The sequence below is a fragment of the Rothia sp. HMSC071C12 genome (assembly GCF_001813895.1).
Lineage (GTDB): Bacteria > Actinomycetota > Actinomycetes > Actinomycetales > Micrococcaceae > Rothia > Rothia mucilaginosa.
On record NZ_KV814368.1, the window covers coordinates 19,963 to 35,197 of the forward strand.

The following is a 15,235-nucleotide window of genomic DNA, read 5'->3' on the forward strand; positions in this document are numbered from 1 at the left end:
TGTTTACTTCAAGAGCCCGGTGGCTTCCGTATTTACGCAAGTCAAGGCGCTGAATAAACTTGTTTGTCGATTTTCCTCCGAGGTGTTGGATTTTAAAAAATAAACATATTTTTCTCTTGACCATGTATCAAAACCGCCCGTATAGTGAGGGTCAAATCGATATGTTCCAGCCCACAATGAGGTGACATTATGGCCCTGAAATCCAGGACCCCCAACCCCCGCTATAACGCACTGCGATACGGTGCCGCTCTCTCAATCCTGCCCCTGTTCCTTGCCGCCTGCGGTGGTGCAAACACCGCGGCAAGCAGCACCTCCTCACCCTCCACGGCGAGCACCTCAGCAACGGCAAGCACCACGCCCACCGTCAGCTGCTCCTCATACTCCGCCGAAGCTACCGCCTCAGCAGAAGCCGCCAAGCCCGTCCCGCGCACCGATGAACAGTACCCCGCGTACATCCAGTACCGGAACATCCTCGCAGACGGCGCCCACATCATTGAGCCCAGTGAAATCGACAGCAAGTGCCACGCCGCACTCAAAGCAGGGCGGAGCACCTTCCCCGAATACGTTCAAAACATCGATGCCTATAACGCCCACCCCAGCGTCGGACTCTCCGACCCCTTCGCCGGTAGCGAGTACCGAGACATCAAGAACCGCAACGAATTCATTCCCCACCGCGCAGACCTGGAAGAAGCCGCCTACCCCGAGATGATTATTCGTCTCTACGAAAAGTGGTACGAGGCAGCCCCCGCAGACATCAAGACGCTCAGCGACGGCAACCGTGCACGATTCCTCGCCACAAGCGCCTACCAGCAGTGGAAGGCCCAGCCCCAAACCCCCAGCAGCTCCCGCCCATAAGTCCACTCACGCATAAACCCGCGCAAAAACAGTTGTGGCGGTGACCGAACAACGGTCATCGCCACAACTCTTTAAACGGTCATTACCGGGCTTATTTTTTGGGGGAGGGGCTACTTGCCCTTCACCTCGCGTGCCAGAGCCAGTAGCTCCTCATGCACCGTCGTATCGCCCGTAACCTCCGGGTGGAAAGAAATACCAATCAGGTTGCCCGAACGCACACCCACAATCTTCCCCTCATGACGAGCCGTCACCTGCACACCCTCACCAGTGCCAGTCACAATCGGCGCACGAATAAACGCCGTATCAATAACCACCTCATCACCGGCAGGGGTCAGCCACGGCAGACGCACCTCCGCAGAATCAACCTGCGAACCAAACGCATTACGACCCACGGAAACATCCAAAACACCCAGCGACTGCTGACCCGGCGCCGGATCATCAATACGCTCCGACAACATAATCAGGCCAGCACAGGTACCCAGAGTCGGCAGACCCGAAGAAATCGCCTCAATCAGCGGCTCACGCACACCAAAAATACGGGTCAAACGGTCAATCGTCGACGACTCACCACCCGGCAAAACCAACGCATCCAGACCCTCAAGCTGCTCACCAGTACGCACCCAACGCACCTGAGCGCCCAAAGACTCCAGCATCTCCGCATGCTCACTCACGCCGCCCTGCAACGCCAAAACACCAACCGTCAAACCCTCACCCGGCAAAACACCGGTAGGCTGAACCTTCTCAACCATCACCGCTCCCTTCACAAAAACAACAAAACAAGAAGGGGTGGGACCCGCCTCAGCGAACCCCACCCCCTCATCAAACACTCACCCCACAGACGGGGTGCGCGCACGAATTACCAGCCGCGCTCCGCCAGGCGGTGCGGTGCCGGAATGTCAGCAACGTTAATGCCGACCATAGCCTCACCCAGGCCGCGAGAAGCCTCAGCAACCTTCTCCGGGTCGTTGTAGAACGCGGTAGCCTTCACGATAGCCTTCGCACGAGCAACCGGGTCGCCCGACTTGAAAATACCGGAGCCAACGAACACGCCGTCAGCACCCAGCTGCATCATCATCGCAGCGTCAGCGGGGGTAGCCACACCACCAGCGGTGAACATCACCACGGGCAGCTTACCGGTCTGAGCAACCTCACGAACCAGCTCGTACGGTGCAGCCAGTTCCTTAGCCTTCACGTACAGCTCATCGGGCATGGTGTTGTACAGGCCCTGTAGCTCAGCAATCTGACGCTTAATGGTGCGGATGTGCTTAGTCGCCTCAGAGACGTCACCGGTGCCAGCCTCGCCCTTCGAACGGATCATAGCGGCACCCTCGGTGATACGGCGCAGAGCCTCACCCAGGTTGGTAGCACCGCACACGAAAGGCACCTTGAACTGGTGCTTATCAATGTGGTTCACGTAGTCAGCGGGAGAAAGAACCTCAGACTCGTCAATGTAGTCGACCTTCAGGGTCTCCAGAATCTGAGCCTCAACGAAGTGGCCGATGCGTGCCTTCGCCATGACCGGAATCGAAACAGCATCAATGATGCCCTCAATCATGTCCGGGTCAGACATACGAGCCACGCCGCCCTGCGCACGAATATCCGCGGGAACGCGCTCGAGAGCCATGACGGCAACAGCGCCAGCATCTTCAGCGATCTTAGCCTGTTCGGGGGTGACGACGTCCATGATGACGCCGCCCTTGAGCATGTCGGCCAGGCCGCGCTTAACAAGCGGGCTGCCGGTTACGGTGTTGTTATCAGTCATGACCTTATCTTCTCACGTTCTGAGTGTTCGCGCGCACTCACAGGGGCGGATTTTCTGTTCTCTGACACAGTACGACCCCAAGTTCACGTCAGAACGACACAAAACGTCATGAAAAGCGGTTAGAGTAGGGCGGTTCATGGGCTGAGCAGGCCCGGCTGAGCAGACCCGCCGGATGCACGCAGGTCGCCTCCCATAAACTCACATCCCGAGCGGCCATAAGGCAAGGTTTTGCTCAGGGTAAACATCCACCCACCCGCACTGAACAACGGTAAAATACAGAAGCTACGCCCGCACTCGTCCCCACGCGGAAGCCTCACGGCCCAGGGAACGAGCAAAACATTTTGGGCACCCTGGCACCCGCACACTCGCGGACATCAGCCGTCTATCAGACGCACACCATGAACCAGCCGCCACATCCAAAAGGAACACACCAAATTGCTTGAAGTCATCATTGCCCTATCGCTGGCAATTCTTCTGGGTAATATCCTCGCCCATAAAATACGGATAACCCCCGCCATTCTGCTCATTTTCCTGGGGCTTGTGCTGGCGCTCATCCCCGTTCACGCCATGCACGAGGTGCGCGAGGTCGGGCTGCCACCGCACGTGATTCTCGAAATCTTCCTGCCCGTGATGCTGTTCTGGGAGACCCGAAACACCTCCTGGCGTGAGGCGCGCGCTCGTCTGCGCGGCATTCTGCTCTCGGGCACGGTGCTCGTAATTTTCACGGCGTTCGTTATCGCCTGGGTGCTTCACACATTTATGGGCGTCTTCATCTGGCCTGTGGCGCTGATTATCGGTGTGGCGCTCGCCCCCACCGATGCTGTGGCCGTGGCAACGCTCAACGGCAAACTCCCCAAATCTTCCATCACCACCCTTAAAGCGGAAGCACTCATTAACGACGGCACCACCCTAGTTCTTTTCGCACTCGCCCTGCAGCTTGCGGGTGGTCATGAACTTACCCTGGGGACTGCATCCGGAATGTTCTTCTTCTCGTTCCTGATTGGAACTCTCGTTGGCCTGGCCGTCGGATGGGGTGTAGATAAGCTGCGTGCGCACATCGGCAACCCCATGAACTTCAGCGTGTTCATGTTTACCGTGCCGTTTATTGCTTTCTTCCTGGCTGAAGAGATCGAGCCTTTTGAGGGCATGAAAGGTTCCGGAGTGGTGGCTGTGGTGGTCGCCGCTTTCTACCTGACCTATCGCGGACCGGATACCATCAAACCCCAAAACCGTTTCTACGGTCTGCCCATCTGGTCGTTTGTCTCCTATGTCATGAACGGTGCGCTCTTCGTGCTCGTGGGTGTTCAGCTGCCCAGCGCCACAGCGCCTGTGGATGATGTTCTTCGTGAATACAACTATGCGTGGGCTTTGACGTTCGCCGTGATTGTGGTGGCATGGCTTGTTTCCATTGCGGCGCGTTTTATTTTCCTGCACGTCTCGATCGGTATTATTCGTGCCCTTGACCGTTCAGAAAAGCAGAAGCAGCTGCGCACAACTTTCCGTGGCCGTGTAGTGAGTACCTTTGCGGGACTGCGCGGCGGTGTTTCCCTCGCGGTGGCTCTCTCCGTGCCGACTGATGTTCCCGCGCGTGACTTTATTATCTTTGTTGTTGCGGGCGTGGTTCTGCTGTCGATGGTGGTTCAGGGGATGCTCCTGCCGCTCGTTATTAGGTGGGCGAAAATTCCGGTTGATACCACCGAAGAAGATGAGATTAATGAAGCAATCCGCACGATCATTGCCGAGTCCTTCGACTCTGTGGCTGAGATCGGCCAGGAAATTGGTGCACCACAGTGGATTATCGACCGCATTGCCGACGAACAGATGTACAACGCGAGTATACACCGCAACCTGCACGCCGTTCGTAAAGACGGTGCGAATGCGCCGGAAGAAGCCCGCCGCATTATTGAAGCGGGCGACCTTGAGAAAGAGCTGCGCCTGCGGCATTTGGAGAAGCAACGCAGCGTGCTCAAGCGCCTGCGTAATGAGCGCATAATCGACACGAATGTGCTCCACGCGATTCAGGAAATCCTGGATATTGAGGAGGTTCGCGTGCTTGGTCCGGTTGAACTCGAATAGCTCACACTCCTACATGCGATACGTATGAGGCGAGGCGCCCCACCCCTAACAGCGGGGGAGGGGCGCCTCGTTACTTTTTTGTCTAAACCCCTAGCCCAACCACTACGTGGAAACGGTACAATACACTAGCCCGTTTTTTGTGCGGACCACGCTTCTTACCGCGCACCGGACACAACACAGACTAGAACCACAGGAACCTATGACGTCCCACCAGACTGAAAACAACGCACCCAAAAATAGCGCACCCAACAACAATGCACCCGCCGCAGGACACGGCGGACACGGCCCGCACGGCGCAAGCGAAGACCCGCAGAACATCTACCTGCTCAAAGACGCCCCCATCCTCAAGGCGCTCCTCTCCCTCGGCGTGCCCATGGCGCTCGGCCTCGCCATCACCAGCATCTACAACGTGGTGAACTCCTACTTCGTCGGCCACTACGGCGGCACCGAAGACCTCGCCGCCACCAGCTACGGCGTGCCCGTCTTCGGCGTCATCATGGCGATCGCAGGCCTGTTCGGCCTGGGCTCCTCAACCCTCGCCTCCCGCAAGCTCGGTGAAGGCCAGCCCGCCCACGAAATTCACCGCGTCACCTCCTTCGCCCTCTACTCGGCGCTCGGTGCCGGTATCGTCGCGGCGGCTATCGGCTTCATCCTCGCCGACCCGATCACCAGCATCATGGGTGCATCCGGCGGCTCCTACGAACCGACCCGCATCTACGTGCACCTCATGTTCCTCGGCGCGCCCCTCGCTATCGGCATGTTCACCCTCGAACAGCTCGTCCGATCCGAAGGCTACGCCAAGCAGTCCATGTACGGCATCATCGTTGGCACCGTCGTCACCTGCATCTTCGACGTGCTGTTCATCGCCATCATGGGCATGGGCGTCGCCGGTGCCGGTTGGGCGATGCTGCTGGCGAACGGCGCATCCATGCTGTACTACCTGCTGTTCCTGATGCGTCAGAGCGAGAACTTCTCCGCAAACATCCGCGACTTCTCCCTCGACCCCGCCATTATCAAGCCCGTGGTCGCGGTCGGTGCCGCCGAGCTCATTCAGAGCCTCAACCTGATCTTCGCCGCCCTGCTGCTGAACAACCTCGCCGCCTCCTACGGTGACGACACCGTCGCGGCGTTCGGCCTGGCAATGCGCCTGAACATGGTGCCCGAAATGCTCTGCATGGGCCTGTGCATGGGCGGTATCCCGCTGTACGCCTACGCGTACGGTGCCCGCAACGGCGCTCGCGTGAAGGAGGCGCTGCGCACCGCAACGATCCTGTCCGTGGCGACCTCCGCGATCATCACCATTCCGGTGCTGATTTTCCGCCGTGAACTGCTCGCCGTGGTTGGCGATGCAAGCCTCATCGACACCGGTGAAGAGGTCATGATCGCACTCATGCTCGCCGCCGTGTTCAACGCGGTCAGCATCGTGTTCGTCTCCTGGTTCCAGGCGTCCGGTAAGGGTCGCCCGGCAATGCTGATGACCATCGGTATTGCGCTGCTGTTCTTCCCAGCCGTGTACTTCGGCAACATGTGGTTCGGATTTAAGGGCCTGACCTGGGCGTTCCCCTTCACCCAGGTGCTCGCCTGCGCGCTGGGTCTGGTGCTGTTCCTCGCCACCGGTGGCGCGAAGGTACCGCCCGCTGAAGCTGAGGTTGAGACTGGAGGTTCTGAGGATTCGGAGGTTCAGGCTGCCTAGGTTTCTGGCGCACAGCCCGAACAGAAGGCATAGTCCTCGGTCTGCAAAAGCATAGTAAAAGCCCTGGACTCCCACCAAGGGAGTTCAGGGCTTTTACGTTAGTTCTTATGCCGGTTGAGGCGCTAGTTCTTCCACCAGGAATCAAAAATCGTCACCGGAGTAGTGCGCTTATGGCGGCTACGCAGGTAAATCTGCTCCAGCTTCGTAGCGGCCGCCTCGTCGATTTCCTTACCCTCCAGGTAGTCATCAATCTGCGGGTAGGTCAGACCCAGCTCATCCTCATCGGTACGGCCGGGTACGCCGTCCAGCAGGTCAGCCGTCGGCGGCTTAGCCCACAGACGCTCAGACGCACCCAGCACCCGCAGCAGCAGCTGGTTCTGGCGCTTATTCAGGCCGTACAGCGGTAGCAGGTCCGCGCCGCCGTCACCGAACTTCGTGAAGAAACCCGTAATGGACTCCGCCGCATGGTCGGTACCCACCACCAGGTAGCCGGGGCCGCCAGCCACCGCATACTGGGCGATCATGCGGGCGCGTGCCTTCACATTACCCTTGTTGAAGTCGCTCATCTGCTCGCCGGTCGCGGCAGCGTAGGCGGTGTCGAAACCGTCGACAGCTTCGGCAATGTTGAAGGTCAGGGAGCGGGTGGGCTGGATGAAACGCAGCGCCTCCTGCGCGTCCTCTTCGTCGTGCTGCACACGGTAGGGCAGGCGCACCGCCACGAACTCGGTGGTGCGGCCGCGCTCGTTGAGGCGGTCGACCGCCAGCTGGCAGAGGCGACCCGCCAGGGTGGAGTCGATGCCGCCGCTGATACCCAGTACCAGGCCGCGGCTTCCGGTGGCTTCCAGGTAGTCGCAGATGAACTGGATGCGGCGCTCCACTTCTTCGCGTGCCTGCTCTTCGGTCATGTTGGGCTTGACGCCCATTTCACGGATGATCTGTGCCTGTAATTCACGCATGACTTAAGTGTACGCTCCACCTTATAGCCCGTGCGGTGAACCACCGAGGGAGGCGAGGTAGTGTTCCACACGGTGCGTTCAGCGCGTCGCACGCGGTGGGTTCAGTGCTGCTCTAGCCTTCCTCCAGTTCCGCAAATACGTAGCGTACTCACAGGTTGCAATCCTTGTTCAACCCTCCCTGTTTGCTAGGATGAGAGGGATTGCCCATCGACATGAGCATCAAGCCGGACAAAACCGACGAGAGCAACCGATAGAAGGAGTAGGCTCCCCATGATGATAAGCAAGCGGGGGGGGCCAGCGCTAATGGCCTGCTGACCCCGACCAGAAAGCCCACCACTATCACCAAAGAAGGTGATAAGTGATGGCCGGGAAAAGCGTGCTTAGCCGCGCGGCGAAGGCCAAAGAGGATGAGTTCTACACGCAGCTCAGCGACATCGAGAATGAGATGCGGCACTATCGTGCGCATTTCAAAGGCAAAACTGTGTTCTGCAACTGCGACGATCCGTTTGAGAGCAACTTCTTCAAATACTTCGTGCTGAACTTCAACAAGCTAAAGCTGAAGAAGCTCATTGCGACATGCTACGACGGTTCACCGATAGCAAATCAGCAGCTATCTCTATTTGACGTTCTCGGACTCGATGCAGTTCAGGATGAAGGGAAACGAGGCAAACCCTACAAGGCCGTGGTCACCACGGTTCACGATACGACCGGTAACGGTGGCATCGATATGCTGGACGTGAAGAATCTTTTCAAGAACGGGGAGAACCAGCTCACCGAGCTTGAAGGGAATGGGGACTTCCGGTCGAAGGAATGCGTTGCGTTGATGGATGAGGCCGACATCGTGGTAACGAACCCACCATTCTCACTGTTTCGCGAGTACGTGGCCCAACTCATGAAACACGATAAGAAGTTCATCATCATCGGCAGCAAGAATGCGATTACCTACAAAGAAATCTTCCCATACATCATGAACGTAAAGCTATGGCTGGGGTATGGATTTGCTAACGGCAACTCGTATTTCAAGATTCCCCCAGAAAATGCACGTGCTTTCGCTAACGGGGTGTATGACCCGGAAAAGGGCCTTGTCCATTTTAGAAACGTCACATGGTTCACGAACCTTGACATTAAGAAGCGGCACGAGGAGATGATTCTTGTCCGAAAATATGAAGGGCATGAGTCGGATTACCCGAAGTACGACAACTATGACGCTATCGATGTAAGTAAGACATCCGACATACCAGAGGACTATGCAGGTCTTATGGGTGTTCCAATCACATTCCTCGATAAGTACAGTCCTGACCAATTCGACATCGTTGGCATCGCTAAGGCCGGCGCTGGTGACATGACCCTCCGGACGAAAATATACCCTCGGCAGGTTCAAATCAGCAAAACGGGTAAAGAATCGTTGGTGACGAAGCTTAATGATGGTCCGGCCTTGAAGGTAAAGGAGCCACCAGAGAACAGCACCTACTATCGCATCGACGATGACATATTCGTGCAGGTTTATGCACGTATTCTAATCCGCAACAAGCATCCACGGGGCGCTTTTGACTGCTTCCCGCTTAACCCGAATGAGACCGACAAAGGAGCGTTGAATGCAGATTGAGCAGCGCACCATCACCGTTCGTGACGTGACCGACGACTATCTCAACAACGACGAGGAAGGCGTCAAAGGCTATCACGACCGGCTCGACATCCGTCCTCCGTACCAGCGCGAGTTCGTGTATAAGGACAAGCAGCGTGACGAGGTGATTCGCACGGTCCTTAAAGGCCTTCCGTTGAACGTGATGTACTGGTGCAAGACCGGCAAGAACGAGGATGACAAGGAGACCTACGAGGTGCTGGATGGCCAGCAGCGCACCATCAGCCTCTGCGAATACGTGGACGGCAGCTACTCCGTGGATGACAAGTACTTCGACAACCTCCCGCAGGATTTGAAGGACGAGATACTCAACTACGAGTTATTCGTGTACGTGTGCGATGGCACGGACAGCGAGAAGCTCGACTGGTTCAGAATCATCAACATCGCGGGTGAGCAACTCACCGACCAGGAACTACGCAACGCGGTGTACGCCGGCCCATGGGTCAGCGACGCTAAACGCTACTTTAGTAAGAGCAGCGGTCCCGCATACAAAATCGCTGGTGATTACCTGAAGGGTGACGCTATCCGTCAGGACTACCTCCAAACCGCGATTAGCTGGGCCGCGAAAGCCGAGAACGTCAACATCGAACAGTACATGGCCCAGCACCAGTACGACACGAACGCAGTAGCTCTTTGGAACTACTTCCGCTCCGTCATTGACTGGATTCCCGCGACCTTCTCCACCAAATACTACAGGGAGATGAAGGGCTTGCCGTGGGGCATCTACTACAACGAGAACAAGGACCGAACCGACCTTGACCCCAAGAAGCTGGAAGAAGCCACGGCCAAACTCATGGGGGACGAGGATGTGACGAACAAACGCGGCATCTTCCCGTTCCTACTGACCGGTGACGTGAAGAACCTTTCCATCCGTCAGTTCGACCGTGCGACTAAACTCGCAGCCTACGAGAAACAAAGGCATAAGTGCCCCACATGTGGCAAGACGTTCGAATTCAATAAGATGGACGGTGACCACATCATCCCGTGGTCCAAGGGTGGCAAGACCGTTCCGGAGAACTGCCAGATGCTCTGCAAGGAATGTAACCTCAAGAAGGGCGCGCAGACCTCCGCAAGCGAGAAGGCCGCTGGCTGGACCGATTGGCTCCTCGATGCGCTCCTCTGACTTGCATAACCAGAGGTAACCCAACCAGATAAAATAAGGGGTGCCCACCGGCACGTAACCGGTGGGCACCCCTTATTTGATTCAAAACCAACACGTTAGTCTAACAGCCCCTTTCTTTTTCAAAGGAATATCAGTGGCTTAGATTTTCAAAGACGCTCTCATAGCGGTCAACGAAGTCCGCCGCCGCGTTCAGAAGCTCCTCCTGATTGGGGGCATCCTGGATAGCTGACAGCGTCTCATCCTCGCCGTTCTGAACCTGTAACTCACGCATAAGTTAAGTCTACGCCGCAGACATAACAGCCCACAGAAAGGGCCGTGCCGGGGTAGAAAACTCCACCCCGACACGGCCCTCACATCCGCATCCGACTAGCGGTTATTCAGCACACGCACGTTATAGCGGTGCAAGAACGCCGCCATCGCGCCACGCTCAATCGGCTGAACCGGACGGAACGAACCATCAGCCCAACCCGTCGTAATACGCTGCTCAGCCAGCCACGAAATCTCACGATAGAACTGGCCACCGGTCGACACGTCACTAAACGGCGACACCGCAGGAGCCGAATACGCCGGCGAACCCGCAAAACGGTAGAAGAACGCCGCCATAGCGTCACGGTTCACCGCAGCATTCGGACGGAACGTACCATCCGACCAGCCGGTCGTAATACCGCGAGCGCGCATCCACTCAATCTCCTTATAGAACGGGTGGTCACGCGGCACATCCTTAAAGCTCGGAGTGGACGGTGCAGTGAACTGCGGCGAACCCGCCATACGGTAGAAGAACGCCGCCATCGCGCCGCGCTCCACCGAACCGTTCGGGCGGAACGTGCCGTCCGGGTAGCCGGTCGTAATACGACGCTGAGCCAGCCAGTTAATGTCGTTCACGAACGGGTAATCCGCCGGAACATCCTTGAAGTGTGCGCTCGCGGCGGTAGCCTCAGAGTTCGAAGAGACACGCAGAACCTGCGCGCGCTCACCCGCAGCCCCATTCACGCCGGACAGGTCGCCGGTCGCATTGTGCATGTGCAGGAACAGCGCAGAAACGTTCTTCGCGTCGCCGTTACGATGCGCCACCAGCTGCGTGGAGGGCGCATCCACGAACAGGTTCGGAACGCCCGCAGACTCGCCGCTGAACCACAGCTTCGGCGCCGCATAGTTGAACACCACCGAATCAGTCGTATCAACCACGGTCGTTGCGGAGAACGCGCTCGAAGTGGTCACCGAGTACGAAATCTCGGTGGACTCAGCGTTCGGGTCCAGACCCAGAACGCTCAGCGGAACAGTCATCACCAGGGTGTTCGAATCCATGATGTTGGTGTCCGTATCACCCCAGGTGCCGTTCAGCGGGTACAGGGCGTTCTCGATGGCCACCCACTTACCGTTGCTGCGCTTAGAAACCTTCACCAGCGGGTAGTCCAGGCCCTTCTCACGCACCGTCTGCAGGCGGTAATCGCTCGTGCCGTCCTTGTTGGTATCAACGAACACGTAGTAGGTGCCGCGCGGGGTCACCTCCTGCCAGTTACCCCAGGTGGAAATACCGAAGGACAGGCGCGCCTCGGAGGTGTCCGCACCGGCAGCCTTCAACGCCGCCACATCCGAGGCGGCACCCACATACTGCAGGTCCATGCGGGAATCTGAGCCGATACCCAGCTTCGCGGTCGGGATGCGCGGGCTCGAAGCGCCCAGCTCAAAAGCACCCAGCAGCGAACGGTAACCGCCCTGGTCCACCGCGGTACCCTGCAGGGTCAGGGTCTGCTCGGTCGCGCCGGAACCCTCCGCATCGAAGGCGATATCGGAGCCAGCCACACGCATCGCGGAGACAGGCTTCGGTGCCACATGCAGCGGCATGCGCAGGGTCTTTACCGTAGCCGAAGAGTCAGCATCGGTCAGGATCAGGCGGCCCGAAGCGCTCGCAATGTACTGGCGGGCACCCGAAATGGTCACCGCACCGGTCGAGTAGTTCACCGAATCCTGGTTCGGGTACATGGACGGGTCGCGGGTCTTCTCCAGCTTCGACGGGTCAATGCGCACCGTCACGGTGAACGTTGCCTTCTGACCGGCACCCACAGACACGGACTGCGGGTAGGAGAACTCCACACCCGGGATGCTCGTGCTGCCCTCATAGTTCAGGGTGTAGGTGTGCGCCACCGAGTCGGTGTTCTCAACGCTCACGCGGTGCTGCAGGGTCTGCACACCGGCGTTCGGGGTGTACTCGAGCACGCCGAAAGTGTCCGAAACCTGTTCGGGGCGTGCCGCGTTGAACAGCATGACGCGGTCAGCCACCGCCGCACGCGTGTTGATGCGGCCGGTACCCACACGGTCCACCGCGTAGGGGTTGCCCCAGGCGTCCTGCATGTGGTGGTCGGCGGTGTTCATGATGACGGTCTTAATCATGCGCGGACCGTACTCCGGGTGCGCCTGCATAATCAGCGCCGCAACACCGGCAACAAAGGGCGTGGACATGGACGTACCGGTCTTCACGCTCGAACCGGTGCCGCTACCAACCTCGATGGAGGAAATGTTCGTGCCCGGTGCCGCAACGTCCGGCTTGGTGATGCCGTGCGAACCGTGCAGACCACGCGCGGTGGAGGTGTTCGCCTGATCCAGCTTGCCGTTGGGCACGCGGATCGAGTCGCGCAGGTTCTCGCCGAGCTGCAGGGTCAGCTCACCCGAATCAATCTGCGCGGAAAGGCGCTCCACCTGGCTCTTTGCCAGGCGCACGCCCGGAATGGAGGAGTTACCGCCGATAGCGGTGTCACCAACCTCAGTGTTCGAGGTGAGCACCACGCCGGTTGCGCCCGCCGCCTGCAGGTTGTCGAAGCGCACCTTCGAACCGCAGGGGGATGCCCCGTCAGCGTCCGCCCAGTCGATGAGAGCCCACTTGCCCTTCAACGCTGCGGCTTCCTCTTCGGTGAATGCTTCGCAGCCGTAGCGGTTGCGGGAGGCGGCACGCACCACGGTACCGCGCAGCTGCTCCTCGGTCGCCTTTGCGTAGTCGAAGCTCACCGAGTAGTCGCCGTAGGTGTCCGCCTCGTTCGCGGGGGCGAGAATCTTCACGCGGTCCACCAGCTGGGTCGAGCCGATGGAGTTCGCCACGGTCAGGCCGTAGGCGCTGGTGCCGGGGCCACCCGAGTTGGAGTAGGTGTCGCCCACGGCGTTGTAGTTGTTGGCGTTACCCGCCGCAACCACGGAGAGGATGCCCTCGCGGTAGAGGGAGCCGACCGCGTAGTTCACGGTCTCATCGAACACGCCGAACTCGTTGCCGAGCGACAGGTTCGCGATGTCGGCGCGGTCCGAGAAGTCGCCGTCGTCATTGGGGTCAAGCACGCGGTCCAGGCCCTTGGGGACGAACGCGGTGGTGCCCTTACAACCGAAGATGCGCAGGCCAATCAGCTGGGCGTCCGGTGCGGAGCCGGGGCCGATCTTCATGTCCTTGAGCTGCTCTTCGGTGAGCTTGGAGTAGTCGCCGTGGAAGGTGCTGCCGTCCGCGTTCACGCCGTAGCCTGCCGCGGTGCCCGCCACGTGGCTACCGTGGCCGCCGCAGTCGAGCGGGTTGTTATCCGGGTGGGGCGTGGAGGTTTCCTTCTTACCGGAGTTGTAGTCGTCACCGACCAGGTCGTAGCCGCCAAGGAACTTCTTCGGATCGTAGGTGCCCTCGGGAATCGTGTCGGATGCCTTCGCCTTCTCGAAGGCCTCCTTGGTGCCGGGGCCACCCAAATCGGCGTGCGTGTAGTCGATACCGGTATCGAGCACGACAATCTTCACGCCCTTGCCGGTGTAGCCGGTGGAGGCGGGGTTCGCCGGGCTCTTCGCCCACACGGAGAGCGTGTCCGTATCAATGAGGGTGCCGCTGTTCTGCGGTGCCATGTCCTCAATGATGCTGATGCGTTCCACATCGTCGCGGTTCGCGAGCGCACGAATCTGCTCGACGTTACCGTAGAGCGCCACGCCGCGCATCGTGTTGTGGGTGGTGTACAGGATCTGCGCGCCGGATTCCTTCGCCGCGGAGGCGCCCTGCTGCTGCACGCTGGCGCGGATTGCCTGCACCTGTGCTTGCGCGTTGACGGGTGCCTGCGCGCGGGAGCGGACCGCGTCCGGCTGGGTCTGGGCGTACGCGCCCTGACCCTTGAATCGGACGAACACGGCGCGTTCGCCGGTGGCGCCGTCCAGGCTGGGGGAGAGAACTTCGTTGTTGTTCTCGCCGGTGCCGGTGTTCTGGTGGGGTGCGTCCCGGTCTGCGCCGCGTACTACGCCCGGTGCCGCGTAGGCGGCGGTACCGAACGGTAGAGCGGTCAGCCCGAGGGTGAGCCCCAGGGTGAGTGCGCCGCAGCTGCGTGCCAGTTGCTTGAGGCGGCCCGGCTGTGTGTGCCGGGTGGCTCGCGCGGGGGTAGCTTCAGGGAAGGTTGCCACTGAATGCTCCTTTTTAGTGATGGTGCGTTTCTTAGCGGTTTCTGCACCGAGGTTCTGCGCGGAGAGTTATACGCCGAGAGTTCTACTCGGAGAGCTGTACGGCAAGGGTTCTGCACCGAGAGTGCTACGGTGCGTCTGCACTGTGTTTCCAGTGCGCCTCCAGTGCGTCTGTGCGGCGTAAACGTCAAGGTTCATGCCGATGGTGAAGAAACCTTCACTTATTGTCTCAACGATTCTTTATATAACCTAGTCAAACTCGTATTACGGAACATTACGCGTAAATAACAAAGCACCCAACCACAGAAAAAGGGAGCCGCACCGCCGCAGATAAACTGCAACGGTACGGCTCCCTCGGTAGAACCTATAGGTTCTTAGATTCCGGAACCCTAGATTTCAGGGCTTTCCTTCAGCACACCCGTGCTGTAGCGGTACACGAACGCCGCCATAGCGTCGCGGTGCACCGGCTCCACGGGGCGGAACGAACCATCGGGCCAGCCGGTGGTCACGCCCTGCTCAGCCAGCCACGAAATCTCGCGGTAGAACTGCTTGTCGGTCGGAACGTCCGTGAAACGAGCCTGCGCGGGGGCAGTGTACTCGGGCGAACCCGCGTAACGGTAGAAGAACGCAGCCATCGCGTCACGGTTCACCGAACCCTCCGGACGGTAGGTACCATCGGGCCAGCCGGTCGTGATGCCCTGAGCCTTCATCCACTCAATCTCCT

General features: G+C 59.1%; 11 protein-coding genes. 5 read left to right on the plus strand and 6 right to left on the minus strand.

Annotated elements, in window-relative coordinates; translation table 11 throughout:
- The first annotated feature begins 189 nt into the window (after positions 1–189).
- Positions 190–855: a hypothetical protein gene (locus tag HMPREF2942_RS01235; protein ID WP_070688034.1), complete on the plus strand. Its 666-nt coding sequence runs from the start codon at positions 190–192 to the stop codon at positions 853–855.
- A 110-nt stretch (positions 856–965) separates the two neighbouring features.
- On the opposite strand, the gene pdxT is transcribed toward HMPREF2942_RS01235, so the two are convergent.
- Together pdxT and pdxS are read right to left on the minus strand one after the other, a co-directional pair.
- Positions 966–1,604 carry a pyridoxal 5'-phosphate synthase glutaminase subunit PdxT gene (gene pdxT, locus HMPREF2942_RS01240; protein WP_049346512.1) on the minus strand — a complete coding sequence of 213 codons (639 nt, stop codon included), beginning with the start codon at positions 1,602–1,604 and terminating at the stop codon, positions 966–968.
- Between the two features lie 107 nt (positions 1,605–1,711).
- Positions 1,712–2,617, minus strand: a complete 906-nt coding sequence (gene pdxS / locus HMPREF2942_RS01245; protein ID WP_005507298.1) for a pyridoxal 5'-phosphate synthase lyase subunit PdxS — start codon at positions 2,615–2,617, stop codon at positions 1,712–1,714.
- Positions 2,618–3,052: 435 nt separating this feature from the next.
- Here pdxS and HMPREF2942_RS01250 point away from each other — a divergent pair, with 435 nt between their 5' ends.
- Both HMPREF2942_RS01250 and HMPREF2942_RS01255 read left to right on the plus strand, forming a co-directional pair.
- Positions 3,053–4,693: a Na+/H+ antiporter gene (locus HMPREF2942_RS01250; protein WP_005507297.1), complete on the plus strand. Its 1,641-nt coding sequence runs from the start codon at positions 3,053–3,055 to the stop codon at positions 4,691–4,693.
- Positions 4,694–4,892: 199 nt separating this feature from the next.
- A complete protein-coding gene (locus HMPREF2942_RS01255; protein ID WP_070688035.1) occupies positions 4,893–6,386 on the plus strand; it encodes an MATE family efflux transporter in 1,494 nt (497 codons plus the stop codon).
- A gap of 122 nt (positions 6,387–6,508) precedes the next feature.
- Here HMPREF2942_RS01255 and nadE read toward each other — a convergent pair whose 3' ends face one another.
- Entirely contained in the window at positions 6,509–7,342 is an 834-nt protein-coding gene (gene nadE, locus HMPREF2942_RS01260) for an ammonia-dependent NAD(+) synthetase (protein ID WP_070688037.1), read from the minus strand.
- A 361-nt stretch (positions 7,343–7,703) separates the two neighbouring features.
- Between nadE and HMPREF2942_RS01265 the strand changes: the two genes are divergently transcribed.
- Together HMPREF2942_RS01265 and HMPREF2942_RS01270 are read left to right on the plus strand one after the other, a co-directional pair.
- Positions 7,704–8,948 (plus strand): adenine-specific methyltransferase EcoRI family protein, encoded by a 1,245-nt coding sequence (locus HMPREF2942_RS01265; protein ID WP_065425405.1) that lies wholly within the window; start codon positions 7,704–7,706, stop codon positions 8,946–8,948.
- Positions 8,938–10,107 carry a GmrSD restriction endonuclease domain-containing protein gene (locus tag HMPREF2942_RS01270; protein ID WP_049356098.1) on the plus strand — a complete coding sequence of 390 codons (1,170 nt, stop codon included), beginning with the start codon at positions 8,938–8,940 and terminating at the stop codon, positions 10,105–10,107. Before HMPREF2942_RS01265 ends, HMPREF2942_RS01270 begins: the two co-directional genes overlap by 11 nt.
- A 130-nt stretch (positions 10,108–10,237) precedes the next feature.
- On the opposite strand, the gene HMPREF2942_RS09415 is transcribed toward HMPREF2942_RS01270, so the two are convergent.
- The 3 genes from HMPREF2942_RS09415 to HMPREF2942_RS09420 form a co-directional block, all read right to left on the minus strand.
- A complete protein-coding gene (locus HMPREF2942_RS09415) occupies positions 10,238–10,378 on the minus strand; it encodes a hypothetical protein (protein WP_168162423.1) in 141 nt (46 codons plus the stop codon).
- A 95-nt stretch (positions 10,379–10,473) separates the two neighbouring features.
- The gene (locus HMPREF2942_RS01275) at positions 10,474–14,514 is read right to left on the minus strand and encodes a S8 family serine peptidase (protein WP_070688039.1); all 4,041 of its coding nucleotides are present in this window, start codon (positions 14,512–14,514) and stop codon (positions 10,474–10,476) included.
- 386 nt (positions 14,515–14,900) lie between these two features.
- Positions 14,901–15,235: S-layer homology domain-containing protein (locus HMPREF2942_RS09420; protein ID WP_141753512.1), on the minus strand; the 335-nt coding region annotated here is incomplete at its 5' end.